General features: G+C 36.2%; 19 protein-coding genes. 6 read left to right on the top strand and 13 right to left on the bottom strand.

Going from position 1 to position 18,991, the window contains the following annotated elements; translation table 11 throughout:
* Positions 1–233 precede the first annotated feature (233 nt).
* Genes AC3G7N_RS04150 through AC3G7N_RS04140 form a run of 3 tightly spaced genes read left to right on the top strand, consistent with a single transcriptional unit; the run spans position 234 to position 2,695 of the window.
* Entirely contained in the window at positions 234–887 is a 654-nt protein-coding gene (locus AC3G7N_RS04150; RefSeq protein WP_489420883.1) for a GNAT family N-acetyltransferase, read from the top strand.
* Complete coding sequence (locus AC3G7N_RS04145) at positions 888–1,538, top strand: acetoin utilization AcuB family protein (RefSeq protein ID WP_489420882.1); 651 nt, start codon at positions 888–890, stop codon at positions 1,536–1,538. It abuts the gene before it with no gap.
* A complete protein-coding gene (locus AC3G7N_RS04140; RefSeq protein WP_489420881.1) occupies positions 1,535–2,695 on the top strand; it encodes an acetoin utilization protein AcuC in 1,161 nt (386 codons plus the stop codon). Before AC3G7N_RS04145 ends, AC3G7N_RS04140 begins: the two co-directional genes overlap by 4 nt.
* A gap of 29 nt (positions 2,696–2,724) precedes the next feature.
* Here the strand turns inward: AC3G7N_RS04140 and motS are convergent, their stop codons facing one another.
* From motS to ccpA, 3 genes are all read right to left on the bottom strand, one after another.
* On the bottom strand, positions 2,725–3,504 hold the full coding sequence (gene motS / locus AC3G7N_RS04135; protein WP_489420880.1) for a flagellar motor protein MotS: 780 nt from the start codon (positions 3,502–3,504) through the stop codon (positions 2,725–2,727).
* Entirely contained in the window at positions 3,494–4,318 is an 825-nt protein-coding gene (motP, locus tag AC3G7N_RS04130; RefSeq protein WP_489420879.1) for a flagellar motor protein MotP, read from the bottom strand. Before motP ends, motS begins: the two co-directional genes overlap by 11 nt.
* 62 nt (positions 4,319–4,380) lie before the next feature.
* Positions 4,381–5,376 carry a catabolite control protein A gene (gene ccpA, locus AC3G7N_RS04125; protein WP_489420878.1) on the bottom strand — a complete coding sequence of 332 codons (996 nt, stop codon included), beginning with the start codon at positions 5,374–5,376 and terminating at the stop codon, positions 4,381–4,383.
* A gap of 268 nt (positions 5,377–5,644) precedes the next feature.
* Between ccpA and AC3G7N_RS04120 the strand changes: the two genes are divergently transcribed.
* Positions 5,645–7,792, top strand: coding sequence for a cell division protein FtsA (locus AC3G7N_RS04120; RefSeq protein ID WP_489420877.1), 2,148 nt, complete (start codon positions 5,645–5,647; stop codon positions 7,790–7,792).
* A 19-nt stretch (positions 7,793–7,811) separates the two neighbouring features.
* On the opposite strand, the gene AC3G7N_RS04115 is transcribed toward AC3G7N_RS04120, so the two are convergent.
* From AC3G7N_RS04115 to AC3G7N_RS04080, 8 genes are all read right to left on the bottom strand, one after another.
* Positions 7,812–8,243: a YtxH domain-containing protein gene (locus AC3G7N_RS04115; protein ID WP_489420876.1), complete on the bottom strand. Its 432-nt coding sequence runs from the start codon at positions 8,241–8,243 to the stop codon at positions 7,812–7,814.
* A 20-nt stretch (positions 8,244–8,263) separates the two neighbouring features.
* Positions 8,264–8,671 (bottom strand): DUF948 domain-containing protein, encoded by a 408-nt coding sequence (locus AC3G7N_RS04110; protein ID WP_489420875.1) that lies wholly within the window; start codon positions 8,669–8,671, stop codon positions 8,264–8,266.
* 223 nt (positions 8,672–8,894) lie between these two features.
* On the bottom strand, positions 8,895–10,223 hold the full coding sequence (murC, locus tag AC3G7N_RS04105; RefSeq protein WP_489420874.1) for a UDP-N-acetylmuramate--L-alanine ligase: 1,329 nt from the start codon (positions 10,221–10,223) through the stop codon (positions 8,895–8,897).
* Positions 10,224–10,361: 138 nt separating this feature from the next.
* Positions 10,362–11,468, bottom strand: coding sequence for a nicotinate phosphoribosyltransferase (locus tag AC3G7N_RS04100; RefSeq protein ID WP_489420873.1), 1,107 nt, complete (start codon positions 11,466–11,468; stop codon positions 10,362–10,364).
* Between the two features lie 109 nt (positions 11,469–11,577).
* Positions 11,578–13,815 (bottom strand): DNA translocase FtsK, encoded by a 2,238-nt coding sequence (locus AC3G7N_RS04095; RefSeq protein WP_489421079.1) that lies wholly within the window; start codon positions 13,813–13,815, stop codon positions 11,578–11,580.
* 104 nt (positions 13,816–13,919) lie between these two features.
* Positions 13,920–14,522 carry a YtpR family tRNA-binding protein gene (gene ytpR / locus AC3G7N_RS04090; RefSeq protein ID WP_489421078.1) on the bottom strand — a complete coding sequence of 201 codons (603 nt, stop codon included), beginning with the start codon at positions 14,520–14,522 and terminating at the stop codon, positions 13,920–13,922.
* 15 nt (positions 14,523–14,537) lie between these two features.
* Positions 14,538–15,344, bottom strand: coding sequence for a DUF1444 domain-containing protein (locus AC3G7N_RS04085; protein ID WP_489420872.1), 807 nt, complete (start codon positions 15,342–15,344; stop codon positions 14,538–14,540).
* A 21-nt stretch (positions 15,345–15,365) separates the two neighbouring features.
* Entirely contained in the window at positions 15,366–15,683 is a 318-nt protein-coding gene (locus tag AC3G7N_RS04080; protein ID WP_489421077.1) for a thioredoxin family protein, read from the bottom strand.
* A gap of 204 nt (positions 15,684–15,887) precedes the next feature.
* Here AC3G7N_RS04080 and AC3G7N_RS04075 point away from each other — a divergent pair, with 204 nt between their 5' ends.
* The gene (locus AC3G7N_RS04075; protein WP_489420871.1) at positions 15,888–16,328 is read left to right on the top strand and encodes a YtoQ family protein; all 441 of its coding nucleotides are present in this window, start codon (positions 15,888–15,890) and stop codon (positions 16,326–16,328) included.
* 489 nt (positions 16,329–16,817) lie between these two features.
* On the opposite strand, the gene AC3G7N_RS04070 is transcribed toward AC3G7N_RS04075, so the two are convergent.
* Positions 16,818–17,342, bottom strand: coding sequence for a DUF84 family protein (locus AC3G7N_RS04070; RefSeq protein ID WP_489420870.1), 525 nt, complete (start codon positions 17,340–17,342; stop codon positions 16,818–16,820).
* A gap of 64 nt (positions 17,343–17,406) precedes the next feature.
* Positions 17,407–18,474 carry a M42 family metallopeptidase gene (locus AC3G7N_RS04065; RefSeq protein ID WP_489420869.1) on the bottom strand — a complete coding sequence of 356 codons (1,068 nt, stop codon included), beginning with the start codon at positions 18,472–18,474 and terminating at the stop codon, positions 17,407–17,409.
* Between the two features lie 182 nt (positions 18,475–18,656).
* Between AC3G7N_RS04065 and AC3G7N_RS04060 the strand changes: the two genes are divergently transcribed.
* Entirely contained in the window at positions 18,657–18,971 is a 315-nt protein-coding gene (locus AC3G7N_RS04060) for a PepSY domain-containing protein (RefSeq protein WP_089531805.1), read from the top strand.
* Positions 18,972–18,991 lie beyond the last annotated feature (20 nt).

Below are 18,991 nucleotides of genomic sequence, written 5' to 3'. Positions count from 1 at the left end.
TCTCCCTACAGGCTGGTTTTTTAACTTGGGTATCAACATCCCATACAGGATTTTTCAGTTTATTACTAAAAATACATGCTCTTATCCTGTATAATAGAAAATAATGAAAGCTAACATAATTTTTCACCTAAAGAAAGTGGATAGTTTTCAAAGGTTTAAAGTATAAGCAAAACTTCGCCATTCAGCTATATGGGGTGAATGCCGAGTTTTTCTAATGAGTAGGCGGTGACAATATGAATCATGTTAAATCCCATCAATCATTAACACACGACACTATCTATGAACAACTAACACTCGAAGGTCCACTACCTTCATCAGAACTCGAAAAATATCACTTCCATGAACAATTAACTGCGTTTCGTACAGCGCCCAAACAATTCAAGGCTGTTCTTAACATTGCAGATTTTCCGGAAGGTCGAATTATCATTGCTCGCACACAAGAAACAATTGTTGGCTATGTCACCTATTTACATCCTGATCCGCTTGAGCGGTGGTCAGAATTTAACATGGAGGATTTAATTGAGCTTGGTGCGATTGAAGTTATACCAAAATACCGTGGTTCAAAGGTTGCTTCTGGTCTATTAAAAGTGTCTATGATGGATGACTTTATGCAAAATTACATCGTGATTTCAACCGAGTATTATTGGCATTGGGACCTAGACGGGACAAAACTAAGTATATGGGATTATCGAAAAGTTATGGAAAAAATGATGGCTGCTGGAGGTCTCCTTCCTGCACCAACAGATGATCCTGAAATTATCTCTCACCCCGCCAATTGTTTAATGGTGAAAATTGGTGAGAATGTTACAGAAGAATCGATTAAGCAATTTGATAAACTCCGATTTTTACAGCGTCATCACTATAGAAAAATGAGGGAGGGGTTATAGGTGCTGGTTGAAGAAATAATGAATACAAATGTGATCACCTTACCACCTACTGCAACAATTGCTAAGGCTGCTAAAGTGTTACAAGAAGAAAGAATTAGACACATTCCAATTATTGATGGTGAAACACACGTAATTGGAATTGTTTCGGATCGAGATGTTCGGGATGCTAGTCCATCTATCTTTTACCAAAAATCTAAAGAGACGATTCTACAAAATGAAATTCAAACAATTATGAGTCATCCAGTTGTTACGGTACATCCTCTTGACTTTGTTGAGGAAGTCGCTGGTATCTTTTATGATGAAGAATTTGCTTGTGTACCAGTAGTACGTGATAACAAATTGGTTGGTATGGTAACAGAAAAAGATATGTTATATACGCTCATACACATAACTGGTACAAATGTGCAGAGTTCACACATAGAAGTGAAAGTTCCACACAAGCCTGGAATTTTACCTGAGGTAGCATCTGTTTTCGGGAAGCGAAAAGCAAATATTACATCTGTTTTGGTCTATCCGTATAAAAACGATCCGAATTATAAAGTGCTTGTCTTTCGTATACAAACCATGAATCCTATGCCTGTAATTGAAGATTTACGAAAAGCTGGCTTTGAATTGATGTGGCCAAATAACATTACGGGGCCAAAGTCATGACTTGCGATGCGTCATTTGTTTTTTCAGATGCTATGTTACAGTATCATTTTCACGCAGAACACCCTTTTAACCAAAAACGTGTCATCCTTACCAAAGATTTACTGGTCGCATCAAATACATTACGTGATGACGAAATCCTTGCACCGCGAAAAGCTACGGAGGAAGAACTGGCATTGTTCCATGACCCGGCATACATACAGGCTATACAAAAAGCCAGTACCGGACTGCTCAAGGGAGACGAAGGACTGGAATTCGGAATTGGCACGGAAGATACCCCTATTTTTAAAAACATGCATGATGCATCAAGTTATTTAGTTGGCGGTACATTAACAGCTGTTGATGCCGTATTAGAAGGCAAGGTTGATCATGCACTAAATCTTGGTGGTGGTTTACATCATGGATTTAAACGCAGGGCTGCAGGATTCTGCATTTATAATGATGGTGCAGTTGCGATAAAATACATTCGAGAAAAGTATAATCTAAAGGTACTGTATGTTGATACGGATGCACATCATGGAGACGGTGTTCAATGGGCTTTCTATGAGGATCCTAATGTATGCACCTTTTCCATCCATGAAACCGGCCGATACCTTTTCCCTGGAACAGGTAATATAAATGAACGAGGCATCAAAAAGGGACATGGTTATTCGTTTAATCTGCCGGTTGATGCCTTCACTGAAGATGAATCATTCACACAGTTATATGAAACCGCTTTTAGAGAAATTGCAGATTACTTCCAGCCTGATATTATCATTACACAAAATGGGGCAGATGCACACTGCTATGACCCATTAACCCATTTATGCGGAACGATGGACATTTACGAGAAAATACCGGCACTTGCCCATGAATTGGCACACCAATATTCTGGTGGTAAGTGGATCGCATTAGGTGGAGGCGGCTATGATACATGGCGCGTCGTTCCACGTGCTTGGGCTCAGGTTTGGAATGTGATGCGTAATGGCGACCATTTAATCGGTGATCTACCAAAAGAATGGATCACCAAGTGGCAACCAGAATCTCCTGTTGAACTACCTATAAGTTGGCAAGATAGCAAAAACATCGTTCCCACAATTCCGCGTAGGGAAGAAATTAATGAGAAAAACTATAAAATGCTGCTTAGCGCATTAAAATATACAAAAAAAACGAGAAGGTGATATCACCTTCTCGTTTTATGAATTAGCTGCTAGTCCTGGTCGTTTTCTAAAATAACGATTTCAACACGTCTATTCTTGCTCATACCTTCTGGGCTATCATTTGAGACTAGTGGTTTTGTATCACTATAACCAACAATTGAAAATCGTGATTGATCAAAGTCATTTGCCTCCACTAAATAACGAACAACACTACTTGCCCTTGCACCCGATAATTCCCAGTTAGAAGGATATCGAAAACTGGACATTGGTTTACTATCCGTGTGACCTTCTACTTTTATCTCGTTTGGTATTTTCGTTAATAGTGATCCAATCTTAGTTAAAAAAGGTTCACCAGATGTAAGGACCTCAGCTTTACCAGAATCAAATAGAATAAGTTCCTGCAGTACCAAAACAACACCACGTTCATTCCTGCTAGCAGAGATAACGCTATTTAAATCATTTTTATTTAAATATTCGTCTACGTCCGCCATTAGCTTATTCAGTGTATCTTCTTTTTCGACATTTTCATTGTCTCGATCTGTGATATTTGGTAACTGTGCAGGATTCTCAAATTCATTCGAATTTTTTCCACTTTCCAAATCACTTGTATTCTCTGTCGGGTTTTCCATTGGAACTGGAGAAGGATAAAAATCAAATATCATGCGATTTTTAAATGATTCTGATATAGCATCAAACTTTACTAAGTTAATTTGTGACATAGAAAAAAGTAGAATGAAAAAAACAAGAATCAGCGTTATCATGTCCGAATATGTAACCATCCATTTGGGGGCACCCGTTGACTTGTTACGCTTCAGTGGCCTACGCTTCATTTACGCTTTCCTCCACTAATGTGGATTCTTCGTTATTTTCATCACTTTTTTTAATTTCTTTCGATAAGAAAGCACTTAACTTTTCCTCAAGTATACGAGGATTTTGACCAGATTGAACTCCAATAACGCCTTCAATAATAATCTGTTTTATAAATACTTCTTCTTCTGTTTTTATTTCCAACTTATTTGTCATTGGAATAAACACTAGATTAGCTAAAACTGTACCATATAACGTTGTTAGTAATGCTACTGCCATACTGGGGCCAAGTGTACTAGGATCTTGTAAACTATTCAGCATGAGTACTAAACCTATTAGCGTTCCAATCATTCCCCACGCTGGTGCATATTCACCTGATTTTTCTATAATTGTACGCCCTTTATAATGCCTATCTTCCATTGCCGTAATTTCGGCATTCATGATATCACTAATTACTTCAGGTTCAATTCCGTCAACAGCTAGTAATATACCTTTTTTAATAAAAGGTTCATCAACTTCATCTAACTCATTCTCAAGCGCTAGAATACCTTCTCTCCTAGCGCGCTCTGATAACTTTATAAATAATTGAATAAGTTCTGGAAGCCGCTGATCATTTTGGTGAAATGCTTCTTTCATAACTTTTATCGTTAATTTAATTTGTTCCATCTTAAAATTAATCAACAGAGATGCAATAAGCCCACCAATTACAATGAAGATGGAAGCTACATCAAGGAACGAAATAAATCCCTCAGTCCCACCACTTGTTAAGATAGCCATCATAATCATGATAAATCCTAATGTTATGCCGATTGGAGTTAAGATATCTCTTTTTCTCATGTACTCTCTCCTAACGTGCTAAGTAAATCAAAATAGATTTACTACTTATATCGGCATAAGTTTTATTTTGTTGAGTTTCTCTCGACAATTCTATGAGGAAGAACAACTTTCTTTTCAGATATCTCCTCTTTGTTCATATATTTGGTTAATAAACGCATTGCAACAGCACCGATATCATACATTGGTTGAACAATAGTTGAAAGTGTTGGACGAACCATTGATGCAAGTCTTGTATTGTCAAAACCAAAAACCTCTAAATCTTCAGGTACGTTCAATCCTCTATCCTGTGCACCATGAATTACACCAAGAGCCATTTCATCTGATGAAACAAATATTGCTGTCGGCTTATTGTCTAATGTCAACAGTTGCTCAACTGCCTCAATACCTGAATCATACGTATAGTCACCTTTTATCATATATTCGTCATTTAGAGAAACACCAGCATCTTTATGCGCACGTTGATATCCTACATATTTTTGTTTATTGATAATGGTTTCATCTTGTGCCGCAATAAATGCGATTGCTCTATTTCCTTTATCAAGTAAGAACTTAGTTGCTTCGAATGCAGCTTGTTCGTAGTCAATGTTTACAGAAGGAATCGTATTTGTTTCATCATAGGTTGCCGCTAAAACTACTGGGACAGATGAACTTTTAAATTGCTCAACATGTTCATCTGTAATCGTTCCACCCATAAATAAAATACCATCTACCTGTTTTTCATACATCGTATTTATTAGTTGAAGCTCTTTGTCCTTATTCTGATCTGAGTTACTTAAGATAATATTATATTTATACATCGTCGCTATATCTTCAATACCTCTTGCAAGTTCAGCAAAAAAGATACTTGAAATATCTGGGATAATAGCCCCTACTGTTGTCGTTTTTTTACTTGCTAATCCACGCGCAACAGCATTCGGACGGTATCCCAAACTTTCTATCGTTGTCAGAACCTTTTTTCTTGTTGTAGGTTTTACATTCGGATTTCCATTTACTACTCGTGATACAGTTGCCATAGACACGTTTGCTTCTCTAGCTACGTCATATATCGTAATGTTCATATTTATTACCTCCTATGTATCGTCATCTTTTCATCTATAATACTCTACCAGTAAGTAAAACACAAAAATAATTATGACTGATCACATATGTAACCAGTCATAACTTCTAGAATTCACAAATTACCTGTACCTCTTTATATGGTTTCTAATTATCAGAAAGTGTGGTACATTCTTTAGTAATTAAACGAACTTTTTCATTAAACATCTTTAGTTTAATACGATAGCCTAATTTTTTCCAGTATTTGGGACGAACCTGGAGGAACCTTTTATGAATGAAAAACTATTTGCACTTGATATCGGAACAAGATCAGTAACAGGTATTTTGTTACAACAGAACGAATCTACATTTACTATCATTGACTATTATACCATTGAACATAAAGAACGATCGATGCATGATGGACAAATCCATAACGTTATCGCTGTATCAAAGGTAATCCAGCAAGTAAAAGAACATTTAGAAGAGCAACATGGTAAACTAACATCTGTTAGTGTTGCAGCAGCAGGACGTTCACTTAAAACAACCCAGACTGAAGCCAAAGTGCAAATCAACCAGCAGCCTATTTTAGATAAACAAACAATTAAACACTTAGAACTAAGTGCAGTACAATTAGCTCAACAAAAACTGATAAGTGAAAGAAAAAGTGACCATGACACGAACTATTATTGTGTTGGATATTCTGTCCTCCACTATAAGCTAGATAGCGAATTAATTGGGTCGCTAATCGACCAGAATGGTGAAGAAGCTAGTGTTGAAATTATTGCAACCTTTCTACCAAAAGTAGTTGTTGAATCATTATTAGCCGCATTGTCGCGTGCTAGTTTAGAAATGAATGCATTAACACTTGAACCTATTTCTGCCATCCATGTTTTGATACCGGAATCCATGCGTAAACTAAATATTGCACTAGTCGATATTGGTGCAGGTACAAGTGATATTGCTATTACAGATCAAGGAACTGTTGCCGCATATGGAATGGTACCTATTGCTGGAGACGAAATCACTGAATCTATCAGCGAAACCTATTTACTAGATTTCCCTGTTGCCGAACAAACAAAACGAGATATCGTAACAAATGGTGAGGCAATAGTTAAAGATATACTAGGATTTGAGTCAACCGTTACATATGAAACCTTAACTAAGGATATTGAAGATACAATCGATAAGCTCGCTCAATCGATAGCTAATGAAATTATTCATCTTAATTCTAGACCTACAAAGGCCGTTATGCTTATCGGTGGTGGTAGTTTAACACCTGAAATTACTACCTTGCTAGCGAACAAACTGCAGCTATCTCAAAACCGAGTAGCTGTAAGAGGAATGGATGCAATTCAAAATGTAACAAACGCTAGCATTCTACCATCTGGCCCAGATTATATTACTTCTATTGGAATCGCGATTGCAGCGGAAGAAAATCCTGTCCATTATAGTAGTGTAACAGTAAACAATCGCATTATTCGGATGTTCGAAATGAAAAAGTTATCAATTGGTGATTGTTTGGTTCAGGCAGGAGTTGAAATCAATAAATACTATGGCAAACCCGGTATTGCGTCCATTATTACAGTAGATGGAAAACAGATTACATTGCCAGGCGGATATGGAGAAGCCCCTAGAATCTATTTAAATAATAAAGAGGCTAGTGTACATACTGAAATACAAAATCAAGATCATATTTTAATAGAAAAAGGTGACGACGGTGTTACACCTCATGTAACAATTGAACAGGTAATCAGCGACATCCCAACAATGACCATTCAATTTAATAAGCAAACAATAACAATCAATCCTGTATTTCATGTTAATAATCACAAGGAATCGAAAAATTATGTTCTTAAGGATAATGATAAACTACGGATTACACACATAAGAACCATACAAGATTTTCTTACAGATGCAAGTTCAGAAAAACTTCAAATGGTACAACCATTCACTGTATACCTAAACAACAAGGATTTTACCATCGATGCTGGTGAATCCCAGTTACATTTGAATAATAAAAAAGCTGGTTTGAATCAACAACTTAAGAATGGTGACTTGTTAACTGTGCTAAGTGCTAGCGAACCAACAGTTAGGGATATGTTAGCACAACGAAACGAACAAATGATGGTATCTATTCAAATCACCTTTAATGGTACTCCTATTTTAATGCAACAAAAAAGGCTACGTATTGTTAGGGATAATCAAGAATTAAATGAGGATATTCCGTTAAAATCAGGTGATCAAATTGAATTAAAGAAACAAACGATAGAACCTTTTATTTTTCAAGATATATTCCGCTATGTGGATATTGACTTAACAAAGATAGAGAGCGATTTTCAACTTTATAAAAATGATAAAATTACATCATTCGATGAAATAATTGAGGTTGGAGATCGATTGCAAATTGATTCAAAAAAGGGTAAGAGCTTTGAATAAGCTCTTACCCTTTTTGTTTTTATTTTTTCTCTAACTCTTCTGCTGCTTCCTCGATAGCTTCTGCCACTTCTTCAGCCGCTTCTTCAGCCTCGTCTTCTTTATTTCTTTTGTCTTGAATTTTATTTTGAACCGTTTTAGTTAGATCTTGCGTCTTCTCTGAAAAATTCTTTGTCATTTGGGAAGTTGAATCTACTGCTTTACTTTTTAACTCTGATCCTTTTACATATGCTTTATCTTTTAAATCGGAGCCTTTTTCATATGCTACGTTTTTCCACTCACTAGCACGTCCTCTTACATCACTTGCACCCTGATTTAAATTGCCGCGAAGATCCTTACCAGATTTTGGAGCAAATAAAAGTGCAACTGCTGCACCAACGATTCCACCAATTAATGTTCCTATCATAAAATCCTTACTATTAATGTTCTGGTTCTGATTCTCCTGATTTCCCATTTAAATTCCTCCTGTTTTTATTATTTATTTTTTTTCTTTTTCCACAAGTCCACCATAGCTGATCCCCATTTTACTGCTTCTGAAGCTTTTTCTTGATTTTGTTCTGCTGTAACAGCAACTTTTGTTGAAATTCTTTTCAACGACTGATTAAAGTCTTTAACAGTTTCCCCAATACCTTTTACACCTTCAAAAAGTCCACTTAATTTGGATGACTTTTGATTGACATCATCAGCCAAACGATTCGTTTTATTTAATAATGCTGTAGTTTCTGTCGTAATTCCCTGTAATTGCTTTTCTAAATCCTCTACAGTATCAGCAACATTGTTTAATGTGCGTTGTGTTGCTTTTAAGGTCCTTGCTAGATAAATTACAAGTACGGCAAATGCTATAGCAACAATAATAGCCGCAATATACAACAAATTTTCCATATACTAGTTCAACTCCTTACTTTATGTAATTTGTATTTTGACTCAAGTTTTGTTTATAGAGTTACTATTATTAGTAATACCCCTCTTTTGTATACATAAACATAACCACATTATCCCAATTATATCATGAAAAAAGTAGTTCTTCTAGAATTAGTATATAATCTTGTCCACTTTTTCGACAAATGCAAAAAAGAGCCTACACTTTGTAGACTCTCTTATAATATTAGGCATTTTTTCTTTTAACTACAGGATCAGCAGAATTTATATATTCCTCATAGGCTTGTTGGAATTTTTGTATATCTCCAGCACCCATAAATAATAAAACACTATCATCGTGTTCTGCTAAAATACCTGTCTTACCTATATCAAGTGTTGTACTATTTTCAATTAATTTTTGCAAATCATTAATCGTAAGCTTTCCAGAATCCTCACGCGCTGAACCAAAAATATCACATAAATAAACATAATCTGCTAAATTTAAGCTATCCGCAAATTCTTGTAAAAATGTTTTAGTTCGCGTAAACGTATGTGGCTGAAAAATAGCTACAACTGATTTAGTTGGATATTTCTTTCTAGCTGCATCAATGGTAGCTGTGATTTCACGAGGATGATGTGCATAATCATCTACTAAAACTTGATTTGCTACCTTCTTTTCAGTAAAACGACGCTTTACACCTTTAAATGTGCTTAAAGCCTTTATGTTCTCTGCTTGCATTCCTTCATAATGACAAATGGCAATTACAGAAAGTGCATTTAATATATTGTGATCCCCATGCATTGGTATCGTAAACGTATCATAGTAGGTATTACGAACAAACACATCAAATTCGGTCCCAGACTCCGTCTCAACCATATTCTGTGCTTGAAAATCATTTGTTTCTGATAATCCATAATAAACAACTGGTACTTTTGCCTGAATTTCTTGTAATTGTTCATCATCGCCACATGCAATTATTCCTTTTTTTACACGATCAGACATTGATTGAAAAGCGTCAAAGACATCTTCAATACTCGTAAAATAATCAGGATGATCAAAGTCAATATTTGTCATTACTGCATAATCTGGTTCATATTCCAAGAAATGTCGTCTGTATTCACATGCTTCAAACACGAAATACTCACTATCTACATGTCCTTTACCCGTTCCATCCCCAATTAAATAAGAAATTGGATACGTCTCTCCTAATACATGAGCTAATAGCCCGGTTGTTGAGGTTTTGCCATGAGCACCTGCAATTGCAATACTCGTATACTGCTTTAACCATTCTCCTAAGAATTCATGGTATCTAAAAAAAGTTAGACCACGTTCCTTAGCCTTTTTGATTTCAGGATGATCATCAGAAAAGGCATTCCCAGCAATAATCGTAAACTCATCTTTGATGTTATCTTCTGAAAAAGGAAGTATCGGAATGTTTTTTTCTTCTAATGCATCTTGAGTATAGAAACGTTTATCAACATCAGAACCTTGCACATTTTCTCCCGAATCGCTTAGAATTTGTGCGAGTGCACTCATTCCCGTTCCTTTAATACCAACAAAATGGTAAGTTGTCATAAAAAAGAACCTCCAAATAAATATATAAAAAAATCCGCTTAGCTTACAAAAATTTGATATTCCATTATTATAGCAAAACATGACCATTAGTAAAATAGAATGTTTATGTCATGCCAATATTTTATGGTTCCTGCTAACCTATTTACAGTATTCTACTTGCTCTAAACGTGGATTTGGGCGATATCTTCTTCCTTCCTTTGCAGAAGGAGTACCGTTTAGTAAAACATTATCTCCAGTAAAGCCAATTGTAATTTTGAGTAAGCTGGCACCAACCCCGTACATGTCTACTGGCACACCTAGTTTTTCAAAATACGTTATACGTTTTTCTTTAAAGCCACCACTAACCATTATATTAACATGTGGATATCCATCTTCATCTAAAGCTTTTCGTAGTGCGAAAATAAGCTCAGGACTTACCCCTCTAGGATCAAAGGTTCCCATTAAATGATGGTTTCTAAGGAAATACTTATCTACTAGTGTCCGTGACGTGTCAACACGAACTCCTTTTAAATCTTCCCCAAAAACCCTCGCCACTTTTAATGCATCCGTTATCACATCATTATTATAATCAACTAGTGCAACAAGATCATCTTCAGGATATACTTCATGATAAGCATGTGAAGCCGCTACTACATCGCCACGGAACATTTGGATCATAGCATGTGGCATTGTTCCCATACCCATCTTTCCCCACCATTCATTCATTGCATGTGTAGCTTGAGCTGTTGATCCACCAATAAAAGCAGCATAACCGTCTCCTGCTTGTTGGGTAAAGTGATCATCACGATCCCCCATGAAAATAACTGGCTTTTGTTTTCCTGATGTTCGCGCTGCTTTTACGACATTATATACATTCGTTGCTACTGATGTTCTTCTGGCTAGAATTCCATCAACTATTCCTTCTAAAAAACCAAAGTCTTGATAAGGCCCTGAGACGGTTAGCACCGTTTCATATGGGCTAATCTTATCTCCATCTTTTAAGGAATGAATTTCTAGCTTTTCAGGATTATTGGCAAATGTATGTATTAGCGCTATTGCTTCATCACTTCCGCACAATACTGCTTCTTCTTTTTGAAAGAATTGCATGGTTATATAATTGTGCGGTAATTTTTTCTCGGCAATTTCTTTTGTTTTCAAGAAATAAACAGCAGAAAACCAGCCTTCACTAATCCGGTCATCAAATTTAAATGTTTTATTTGTTAATCGTTTAATTTTGCCATTTAATTTTTGTTCAATTTCCTTCATGTCATTGTTTCTCCTTATAGATAAGATCATTTATACCCTATCATATTAAACAAATTCACAATCTACAAGCAAAAACGCATAGACGAACATTTTTGCTTGCTTCTATTTTTTACTTCGTAGCATCCAATTGTTGTGACGAAAGTAATACTTCTCTTGGTTTACTGCCGTTTTGCTCAGAAATTATACCACGCGTTTCCATTGTGTCCATTAGCCTCGCTGCTCGATTGTAGCCTATCTTAAAATGGCGCTGTAATAATGAGGTACTCGCCCCATTCTGTTTCATTACAAACGTGATTGCATCTGATAATAAACCATCTGCTTCCTCTTCATCAACCATGACTTGTTCAAGCAGTTGTTCTTGTTCAAACAAATAGTTTGGTGGAGCAATTGACCGAATATGTCTCGTTACTCGTTCGATTTCTTCATCAGATACAAAAGCTCCTTGTAACCGAACACTTTTTCCAGATCCATTCTCAACAAATAACATATCACCCTTACCAAGTAATTTTTCAGCGCCATTTGTATCAATAATCGTTCTTGAATCTACTTGTGACGAAACACTAAACGCAATCCTTGTTGGGATATTTGCTTTAATCAGACCTGTTATGACATCAACAGAAGGTCGTTGTGTCGCGACTAACAAGTGCATTCCACATGCACGGGCTTTTTGTGCAATACGGCAAATGGAATCTTCAACATCCTGTGGTGCAGCCATCATCAAATCAGCTAACTCATCAATGACAATGACAAGAAATGGCATTTTTTCTTCTGAACGTCCTTGTTTTATTACTTTTTGATTGAATCGTTCAATATCTCTAACCCCTTCATGTACAAACTTCTCATAACGCTCTTCCATTTCGTTTACTGCCCACTTCAAAGCAATGGTTGCAGCCTTTACATCTGTAATGACAGGAGAAACGAGATGTGGAATTTCGTTAAATGGCGCTAGTTCAACCATCTTTGGATCGATTAATAAGAATTTAACATCCTCATGGCTAGCTTTATACAATAAACTAATTAAGATTGTATTGATGCAGACGCTTTTTCCAGACCCTGTTGCCCCTGCAATAAGACCGTGAGGCATCTTTTGGATATTGGTTACCATTGGTGTACCTTCAATATTTAGTCCTAATCCAACTGTTAAAGGTGAGCTACTGTCTTGAAAAGCATTTGTTTCAAAAATTTCCTGTAGCCCTACCGTTTGTGGTGTTTGATTTGGGATTTCAATGCCAATTGTGTTCTTTCCAGGTATTGGTGCTTCAATTCGTATATCACGTGCGGCCATATTCAATTTTAAATCATCACTAAGATTTTTCACCTTACTTACCTTCACACCAATCTCTGGTTGTACCTCAAAACGTGTAACAGCAGGCCCTTGGGTTGCATTTACAACCTTTGCCCGGACATTAAAGTGTTTTAACGTTTTTTCTAAAAGCTCTTGTTGATCTCTTACCCAAATCTGGTCTTGATTATCTCTATAAGTGGGGTCGTTCAACAAATAATTTGGGACATCAAATGCCCGTATAGGTTGTTCAGGCTTTTCATATTTTACTGACTCTACAGGTTTTACAGGCCCCATAGAACTGAACTTTTCACGGATATCATGCTTTCGTTTATCATTTGATGACATCATGACATTAAATGGTAAACTTCCCTGTTGTTTTCCATTATTTGTAATCGGATTTCGTTTTTTCTTATCCTTCATTCGCTTTTTTGTTTCTGTTGATTGGGTAGCCTTTTCCACTTGGGAAGGCTTATTTTGAATAACTTCTTCCGTCTTGACTTGTTCATCATTCAGCGATTCATAAGTTTTCTCTGGAGCAATTTCAGTAACGTTTGACTCTTTTGACTCGATAGCTTCTGGTTTTTCCATAGTAGTGTCTTTTTTTATTTCTTCCTCGTACTGTTTACGGATGAATGCTGGTACATTTTCAACCTCTTTATCCTTTTTTTGTTGCTGATAGCCATGGATAGGCGAGGCAACCTGGGTAGGTTGAAATGGTCCCCGATCTTGCTCACCACGTTGTTTCTGCTCATAATTAGATTTATCTTTCTGCTCATTCGTTGACCCATGTTTCTTCTGGATCCTTTGCTCTCGTCTGTAATCATCACTACTTCTTCGTTGAAAAGCGGGAATATCCACCGGTTTTGATTGTTCCCCTTTATCCGGTATTACAGGGAAACGAAATGCTTTATTTTCTGGATATTGGTACATTACTTTCGTTTCTAACTTATCCTTGTTTTGGATACTATGTTTCGAATGTTTCTGTTTATCTACTACTTCTTCTTCTTCTTCAACTTCCGTATAAAAAAGGTCCATTAGTTTATCTTTCCATTGGCCCCACATATCTTTCACTCATTTCTATAAAAATCATTGTCATCTCTATTTTAGCAGTATTTCTTGAAAATAAAAACAACCTATGTCATCAAAAGTGACTTAGGTTGCTCCTATTAAAAATTAAATGCTTCTCCAATTGTGTAACTATCATCAAGTACATAGATACCTTTTTCAGCTGGCGCATCTGGAAGTCCTAATTCTTTTTGTGAGCATATCATACCGTTCGATGGTACCCCACGTAATTTTGTCGGTCGAATCTTAAGTCCACTTGGCATAACAGCCCCAACCTTGGCTACTACTACCTTTTGATTCACATCAACATTCGGTGCACCACATACAATCTGCAAGGAATTTTTGCCAATATCTACCTGACAAACATTTAATTTATCTGCATCTTCATGTGGTATCTTTTCTTTTACATAACCTATTACAAAGGTTGGGCTCAAATCCCAATCTACTGCATCATGTAAATTATTTTCCTCAAAAAGATTTTTGATCTTATCATGCATTTCCTCAGTAAGCGTAACCTTCCCGGTGCTTTCAATACTAAAATGTTTAGAGGCTTGAAAAATATTGTAGCCAAGAATGGTTCCATGTTCATCTGTTATTTTCGTAATATCACCAAATGCCGCGTGGCTTATCTTGTATCTATCTCCATCTTCAAATGGAATAAGCAGTACATCGCCAATTCCCTTTGGATTATAAAAAACATCCATCACGTTCACCCTTCCTTACTTTTTTTCTGGTCGATTTTTTGCAAGAATAAATACAGGATCTAGTGTTTTATCATCATAGATAAACGATAATGATGTAATCGGTATTCTACCTTCAGCAAAAAATTTCATTGTCATTTGTGCTAATATATCATAACCCGTTTTGTTCTGTATGTCAGCAAAAATTAAAACATCTTGATGCGGAACAGCTACCGCTAATTCCCCTTTACAATTTGCCTTCATCTCTTCTAAGAAAGCTTCATTTAAAATACGACTAGCATCATAGCCATCCTGGTGTGCAACAAAATAAAAATCGTTATCTGCAACACGATCTTGTTTCATATCTATTTTTAGGGAACGAAGATTAAACGATGCGATTTCATGTAATCGTTCCGGTGTAAAATTCTCTTTTTCTAGTAAAGGCTGATCAATCAAACGATACGACTTGCCAAGGTCTAATGCATAATAAATGCGTGTCTCTGCTGTATGATCCTTACAAATTAACTTGTTTCCAGCTTTTGTTTCAGTCGGAAAAGATGTAGCACGAATTACTGGATAAATGTGTTTTTCCATTCCAATTAATTGATGATCCTCATTCATAATCCGCAATGCTTCTGTTACATGTTCAGTTAACTCTTTAATAGCCTCATCGCCACGTTCATTATACTTTGCGACCACATTTGGAATCGTAATAGACATACCTTTTTTTGTCGTTTTCCATTCCACACGAAACATATCTTTATCACGATTATATGAGGTGTTATATTCCGAATTCGATAAACGTTCCTCTAATATTTTTTTCATCTTCAGACTTGTCATTTTCATGTTGGTGCCTCCTCGAAGGTATTATGCTGGTAAACCTTCTATAAATTCAATAATTTCTTCTTGGGTTTTACGATCCTTGCTTACAAACCTGCCAGCTTCTTGACCATTTATAAATGCAATAAAGCTTGGAATTCCAAAAACGTCATACGCTTGACATAATTCTATAAATTGATCGCGATCAATTAAAACAAATTTATATGTCGGATAGGCTTTTTCGATTTCAGGCAAGATTGGCTCAATCACTCGACAATCTGGACACCAATCCGCAGAAAATAATGCTATGACATTTTCACTTTTTATCCAATTAGTAAGTTGCTTTTCTGTTTCTAATGTTTCCATCATACTATCAGCCTCCGCTACTATCATAGCTTTGTTTCCCTATCGTTTCAAATATGATGGTTTGTTGAAAAACTCAAGACTTAAAATTTCCAATTGGCGGATATATTCCAAATAATTCCTAATGTTTAAAAACAAACTATTTCTTTTTGTCAGAGAAATCCCTTACTATATAGATGAAACTATAAATAAATTGGAGGGATATCTATGGATATAACGGTATATCTTGCAGGACAAATTCATGATGATTGGCGTGGAGAACTTAAAAAGAAAGCTATAGAAAAAAACCTTCCCCTTACATTTGTCGGTCCACAAACAAACCATGACCGTTCCGATAATGTAGGTGAAGATATTCTAGGAGAACAACCAGGAAATGTTTATAAAGATGACGCCGCTTCTAGCATTAATAATTTTCGTACAGAGGTTTTATTGCAAAAGTCAGATGTTGTGATCGCATTGTTTGGCGAACAATATAAACAATGGAACACAGCAATGGATGCAAGTACAGCACTGGCGCAAAATAAACCTACTATTATCGTTAGGCCAAGTTCTTTAATCCATCCATTAAAGGAACTATCCAACAGGGCAACTGTTACGGTAGAAACAGTCGATCAGGCACTTAAAGTCTTAAGTTATCTATATGAGTAATTTAAAAAGCAGCGGATGACTAATCTAACTGGTTCCGTTTCCTAGCGAAAAAACCTAATATACACTTAAAAATGATAGTGGAAATGTATGTCTAATTGCATCGCAAATTGCGGTGCTTTTTGTTATCTAAAAAAAATAGTCCGATCAATATGAACCAGGCTGTTTCCGTATTATTTTAATTGCTTTCCAAACACCTCGTTAGCTTTAACTGGCGGACATACAATCCCTTATTTAACATATATCAAAGTAAAATAGGGGTGTTCTTCGCAAATAAGGAACCTGGTGTCCGTTAACACATTAATATTGTTTGTTTTCTATAAATAAAGAATCTGATGTCCGCGAAAATAATTTTAGATATTCCTTTATGAATGCCAATTTGCATACGAAATTGTTGGGCTAAATGTGAATTGGCTTTAGTTATCTAACAAATTGGAGTACAAATTACCTTACATTTTTAATGTTTGTGATAGGAAACGGAAACCGTTATAACTATTCGCTGCTTTTTAGATTACTATCATGCCAATATTCCCATTGACCACGCAGCAATGTGACTACATGTAAAAACATGTCTTTTCTGGAAACCAGGTTATTGGTGAAGATACCAATTGCGCCTTCATTATGACGAACACCTTGTTTTTGTGCATAAGAATCCATGACGTCCCCCAGTTCTATTCCATCTCTTAAAGGTTCACTTATTTCTTTTGGTAATAAAATTCGAGCACCACTAGCGGTATGTACCTGTTGTTTTAAGTCAATCATTGCCCCCCAGTTACATAAAAATAACTGACCATCTATATCCATTACACCGCCTTCAAGTCCAATTCCCATTGCATCAGGATTCATTGTTATACAATCTTTTGCACGGTTAATGGCTCCTGTCCTTGTTTCTTCATCTGAAAATGGCTGTGCAGAAACAGAAGACTCAGCCGAATAGCTTAATACTTGATCAGATGGAAATACTTCTTTAACTGCTTCGGTTTTTGTTTTGTTCATGGAACCGATAATTATTTTCATGATATCAACCCGTTTCTTAAAAGTTAAATTGCCACAACACAAATAGGAAGTGGCAATTTTATTTTTAACTATTTTTACGAATTTGTTCAACTGTGTTTTTATCTGTTGTCTTTACTAATTTAACAAGTAACTCTTTGGCTGAAGCATAATCATCTACATGAATTATGGATGAAGATGTATGAATGTAGCGGGAACAGATTCCGACAACTGCAGATGGTACTCCATCATTTGAAAGGTGCACACGTCCAGCGTCAGTACCACCTTGTGAGATAAAATATTGATACGGAATGTTATTAGACTCAGCAGTATCTAAGATGAAATCTTTAATTCCGCGGTGTGTAATCATTGTGCGGTCAAAAATACGTAATAAAGCACCTTTTCCCAGCTGACCAAATTCTTTTTTGTCTCCTGACATATCATTTGCGGGTGATGCATCAAGTGCATAGAAAATATCCGGTTGAATCATACTCGCTGCAACTTGCGCTCCACGCAATCCGACCTCTTCTTGAACGGTAGCACCAGAATATAGTTGGTTAGGCAATGTTTCGTCTTTAAGTTCCTTTAAAAGTTCTACTGCAAGACCACAACCATAGCGATTGTCCCATGCTTTGGCAAGAATCTTTTTGTTGTTAGCCATTGGAGTAAACGGACATATTGGAACAGCAGCTTGTCCTGGTTTAACTCCGATCTTCTGCGCATCTTCTTTATCATCAGCACCAATATCGATTAACATGTTTTTCATTTCCATTGGTTTTTTACGTTGTTCTGGTGTTAAATTGTGGGGTGGGATAGAGCCAATCACTCCAATAACTGGTCCATTGTCTGTCATAATTTGTACACGTTGTGCAAGCATGACCTGGTTCCACCAGCCACCCAATGTTTGAAACCTGAGCATACCATTTTCCGTAATTTGAGTTATCATAAAACCAACTTCATCCATATGACCAGCAACCATGACCTTAGGACCTTCGCCATTTTTCACACCAAATACACCACCAAGATTATCCTGAATAATCTCATCTGAATACTTTTCTAGTTCACCTTTCATAAATTTGCGTACCAAATGTTCATTACCTGGTGCTCCTTGTAGTTCTGTAAGCGTTTTAAATAAATCCAATGTATCTTGCTTCATATAAAATCCCCCATTCTATATACTATGTACTACATACAGTATAACGGAAAACTTTGTTCAGTTTCCACCATGCAACACTTATGTTGTATTATTTTCTATTTATAAGCTTTTGCGTTATACTAACGTAAAGATAGTCAACAAATTGTATTCGTAATCAAACTAATGTATGAGGTGATTATAAAGTGAGTGTAAAAAAAGCAGCATTGGCAGCTGGATTAGGTGTAGCAGTGGGCTATTTGGCTAAACAGCAAATTGAACAATATCAGAAAATCACACCTGAAAAAGCATTGAAGCAAGCAAAAGAAACATTTAAAAAACAAGGTCCTATTAGTGGCTCATGGATCTATATGAAACCTGAAGAGGTTGAGAAAAACGGTCTTCTCTATCATGCTTATCGCGGCGGTGTAACACGTAGTATTGATGGCGAAAACAAACAGTATGAGTTTTATGTTGATGTAGAGACTGGAGCAGTTATTGGATCTGTACAAACTGCATAAAAGATAAGGATAGTGCAATC

The organism is Virgibacillus carmonensis, from assembly GCF_057836705.1.
The sequence above is the reverse complement of the archived record's forward strand: the minus strand, read 5'-3'. Positions and strand labels throughout refer to the sequence as shown.